This window comes from Rhizobacter sp. (genome assembly GCF_031412075.1).
In the GTDB taxonomy this organism is placed as follows: domain Bacteria; phylum Pseudomonadota; class Gammaproteobacteria; order Burkholderiales; family Burkholderiaceae_C; genus Rhizobacter.
This window is the reverse complement of sequence record NZ_JANOCG010000338.1, coordinates 1-4,115: the sequence shown is the minus strand read 5'-3', so window position 1 is coordinate 4,115 and position 4,115 is coordinate 1. Positions and strand designations below refer to the sequence as shown.

The window sequence follows — 4,115 nt, the reverse complement described above, 5'->3', positions numbered from 1 at the left end:
GATCTTCTTCTGTGCAAGCAGCGGCTGGCACAACAGGCCTGGGAGGCGCGCAACGCCGACGCCTTCGACAACGGCCATGGACAGTGCCGTCAGGTCATCGATGGTCATGACCGGCTGTGGCCTGAACTTCATGCCGTCGGGCAATTCCCACACCTCGCCCGCACGAAGCGACAACGCCGGACCGGTCCTGATGAGGTCCATCTCGCTGCGTGGCTTCAGACTGCGCAGCAGCCGCGGGCCTGATCGCACTTCAGGATCTCGTCACCCTTGAAGTAACCGCGATCGGCAACGACCGTGAAGCTGTCGATGCCCGTGGCTTCGCGGGCCTGCTGCGCCATCGACGCCAACTGAGTTCTGTCATTGCCGATGTAGGTGAGCTCGTGGGCGGCGATCAGGTGATGCTTGTCGTCGACCGCAGTCTGGACGTTATAGCCAACAACGCAGGTCCCACGGCCGCTGGTGGCCATGGAGCGAGCATCCGGGTCGGTCAACGACACCTGGCCGTCGGCGAGGATGCGCGTCAGCCCTGCGCGCCGATGATCGCGCCGATGCGAATCGAGTGGGTTTCGGGAATTTCGCTGTGACCCAGCACGCGCAGCCTCGGTGCAGCCCGCTTGAGCAGGCGGGCCATCGGCGCGCGGATCATGTCGGGCACCAGCAAACAAGCCGGGTGCCCCAGATCCTCTTGCCGCTTGGCCGATTGCGCGGCACTGCGGGTGAGCGTGTCGGCCACACCGGGGTCCAATGCGGCGCCGTGCGGCGAGTTCAACGCCTGGGTGACCAGCCGCTCGAGTTCGGGCTCCAGGGCAATCACTTCCAGCTCTTGCACTGGCCCATAGATCTGCTGAACGATGGCCGGTGCGATGTGGATGCGGATGCGGCGCGACAACTCGGCCGGGTCGCTCACCGTCGACGAATGTTCGGCCAGGCACTCGACGATGGAGCGCATGTCGCGAATGTGCACGCCCTCTTCGAGCAGCAGCTGCAACACCTTCTGCAGCGCCGGGATGCTCACCATCTTGGGCACCACGTCTTCGATCATCTTCGGCGCGAGCTTGGTCACGTGCTCCACCAGCTGCTGCACCTCCACACGGCCCAAGAGCTTGGCGGCGTGCATCTGCATCAGGTGTGACAAATGCGTGGCGATCACGGTCGAACAATCGACCACAGTGAAACCGTTCATCTGCGCGGCTTCGCGCTGGCGCTCTTCGATCCAGACCGCCGGCAAACCGAACGCCGGGTCGTGGGTCTTGGTGCCGATCAGGTTGGTGGTGGCGCCACCCGGGTTGATGGCCAGCAGCATGCCGGGGAAAGCTTCGCCCTCGCCCACCACCGCACCGCGAAGTGTCAGGCGGTACATGCTGGGCTTGAGCTCCAGGTTGTCGCGGATGTGCACCGGCGGCGGCAAGAAGCCCACGTCTTGCGCAAACTTGCGGCGCACGCCCTTGATGCGCTGCAACAGGTCGCCCTGACGCGCCTTGTCGACCAGCGCAATCAATCTGTAGCCCACTTCCAGACCCAGGGTGTCGACCGGTTGCAGGTCGTCCCAGGTGGCTTCGGCATTCGGCTCGGCGGTGATCGCCGGCGTGGGTGGGGCGAGCTTGGCGCGCTGGTTGCGCCGGTTCATCCACCACGAGGCGTAGCCCAGGCCCGAAGCAATGAGCAAGAACACGAAGTGCGGCATGCCCGGGATCAAACCCAGCATGCCGATCACCGCCGCGGTGATGGCCAGGATGCGCGGCGAGCTAAACACCTGCGCCGCGATCTGCGTGCCGACGTCTTGCTCCTTGCCCACGCGCGAGACGACCATCGCCGCCGCCACCGAGATCAGCAACGCGGGGATCTGGGCCACCAGGGCGTCGCCCACCGCCATCAGGATGTAGCTGTTGGCGGCTTGCGAAGCACTCAGGTCGTGCTGCGCCACGCCGATGATGAAGCCGCCGATGATGTTGATGAAGAGGATCAGCAAGCCGGCGATGGCGTCGCCGCGCACGAACTTGCTGGCACCGTCCATCGAGCCGAAGAACTCGGCCTCGTTGCCCACTTCGAGGCGGCGGCGCTTGGCTTCTTTTTCGTCGATCAGGCCGGCGTTGAGGTCGGCGTCGATGGCCATCTGCTTGCCGGGCATCGCGTCCAGCGTGAAACGCGCGCCGACTTCGGCAATGCGCTCGGCGCCCTTGGTGACCACGATGAAGTTGATCACCACAAGAATCGCGAACACGATCAAACCGACCGCGAAGTTGCCGCCGATCAGGAAGTGGCCAAACGATTCGATCACTTTGCCGGCCGCACCCGGGCCGGTGTGGCCTTCGAGCAGCACCACGCGGGTGGAGGCGATGTTGAGCGACAGGCGCAGGAGCGTGGTCAGCAAGATGACCGTCGGGAAGGCCGAGAAGTCGAGCGGGCGCACCATGTAGGCCGCGACCATCATCACCATCAGCGCCATCGCGATGTTGAAGGTGAACAGCAAGTCGAGCGCAAAAGCCGGCAGCGGCAACACCATCATGGACAGCACCATGATGATGAACACCGGCGCCATCAGCGCCTTGATGGCGGTGCTGTGCGGGCCCAGGAAACCCTGCATCTGTTTGATCAAGGCATTCACTCGATCACCTCATCAGGCACGAAGCCCGGTTTGTTGTGGGGGTCCAGCTCGGCCGGCACATGGAGTTCAGGCAGGCTGCCCGGCATCGGCACACGGCCGGTGAGCGCGGCGCGCAGTTGGTACACATAGGCCAGCACCTGGGCCACGGCCGAGAACAGCGCGGCGGGAATCTCGCGGTCGACTTCGGCATGGGCAAACAGGGCACGCGCCAGCACCGGGGCTTGCAGCACCGGCACCTGCGACGACTTGGCGATGTCGCGGATCTTCATCGCCATCAGGTCGGCGCCCTTGGCCACCACGCGCGGGGCGCCCATCTTGGCGTCGTCGTACTTGAGCGCGACGGCATAGTGGGTCGGGTTCATCACGACGAGGTCGGCATTGGGGATGGCGGCCATCATGCGGCGGTTGTTCATCTCGCGCATGCGGGCACGTGCCTTGGCCTTGACCTCGACGTTGCCCTCGACTTCCTTCTGCTCCTGCTTCATTTCCTGGTGGCTCATCTTGAGCCGCCCGGCGTGCAGGTGCTTTTGCAACGGCACGTCGACCATCGCAAAGGCCGCCAGCGCGAGCAAGAGCAACAACATGCCGCCCACGATGGCGCTGCCGGCGTGAGACAGGGCCACCGGCAGCGCCATGGTGAGCACGCCGCCGAAGGTGTCGATGTTGGCGCGCAGGTAGAGCGCGCCGATGGTGCCCAGGATCAGTGCCAGCACCGAGGCCTTGATGGCGTCGATGAGCTGCTGTTTGGAGAAGATGCGTGGCAGCCCGGTGATCGGGTTCAGCTTGCCGAAATTGGGTGTGAGCGGCTTGAAGGTCCAGACCCAGCCACCGGCCGCCACAGCCATGACCAATGCGACCAGCATCATCACCAGACCGAGCGGCACCACGATCCACATCATCTGCAGCGTGAGATCGCCCAGGCGCTCGACCATGAAGGCCGGTGACTGCACCGAAGCGGCATTGAACTTCAACCCGTTGCCCAGCAGCCTGGCCGACCAGTGCGACACCTGCGGCGCGAGCACCACCAGCACCGTGCCACCGGCTGCGATGGCCGCAAAGTGACCCAGGTCGCGTGAACGCACGACCTGGCCGTCTTGGCGGGCCTTGTCGAGTTTTCTCTGCGAGGCAGGTAGGTTGCGGTCTTGGTCGGAGGCGGCCATGGCGAGGGATTTTTGGGGTTATGTGATTGTTTCCAGTTGTGGGCTGGACTTGAGGGGGATAAGAGGGGGAAAGGGGGGCTTTCTTGGGGCTGGGCGCCACCTCGCCTCGTCATTCCCGCGTAGGCGGGAATCCAGGTTTTGTGCCGTGCCGCTTCGCGTCGGTATTTCTGCCTGGCTTGTTCGTCGGCGCCGGGTGTTCGCCCCGGCAGGCGACTTCCTTTCTTGTATCGACAAGAAAGACACCGTGTTGTTTGGCAATCCCTTGGCCTGCAGTTTTCGGAAGGCGCAGCGGTTTCATCTCAAGTGGGAGAGGTCTGACCGTGAGCGGGATTGAACGGTTTGCCCGACTT

Annotated in this window: 2 protein-coding genes and 2 pseudogenes; all 4 read right to left on the bottom strand. The window is 64.3% G+C overall.

The window, feature by feature from the left end:
• A pseudogene (locus tag RMO40_RS12595) lies at positions 1–201 on the bottom strand (hypothetical protein); the annotation flags it as partial.
• A 35-nt stretch (positions 202–236) separates the two neighbouring features.
• Positions 237–506: pseudogene (locus tag RMO40_RS12590) on the bottom strand (transposase); the annotation flags it as partial.
• Between the two features lie 14 nt (positions 507–520).
• Positions 521–2,584 (bottom strand): flagellar biosynthesis protein FlhA, encoded by a 2,064-nt coding sequence (gene flhA, locus RMO40_RS12585; protein WP_309721503.1) that lies wholly within the window; start codon positions 2,582–2,584, stop codon positions 521–523.
• 17 nt (positions 2,585–2,601) lie between these two features.
• Positions 2,602–3,765: an EscU/YscU/HrcU family type III secretion system export apparatus switch protein gene (locus RMO40_RS12580; RefSeq protein WP_309721499.1), complete on the bottom strand. Its 1,164-nt coding sequence runs from the start codon at positions 3,763–3,765 to the stop codon at positions 2,602–2,604.
• Positions 3,766–4,115: the final 350 nt, after the last annotated feature.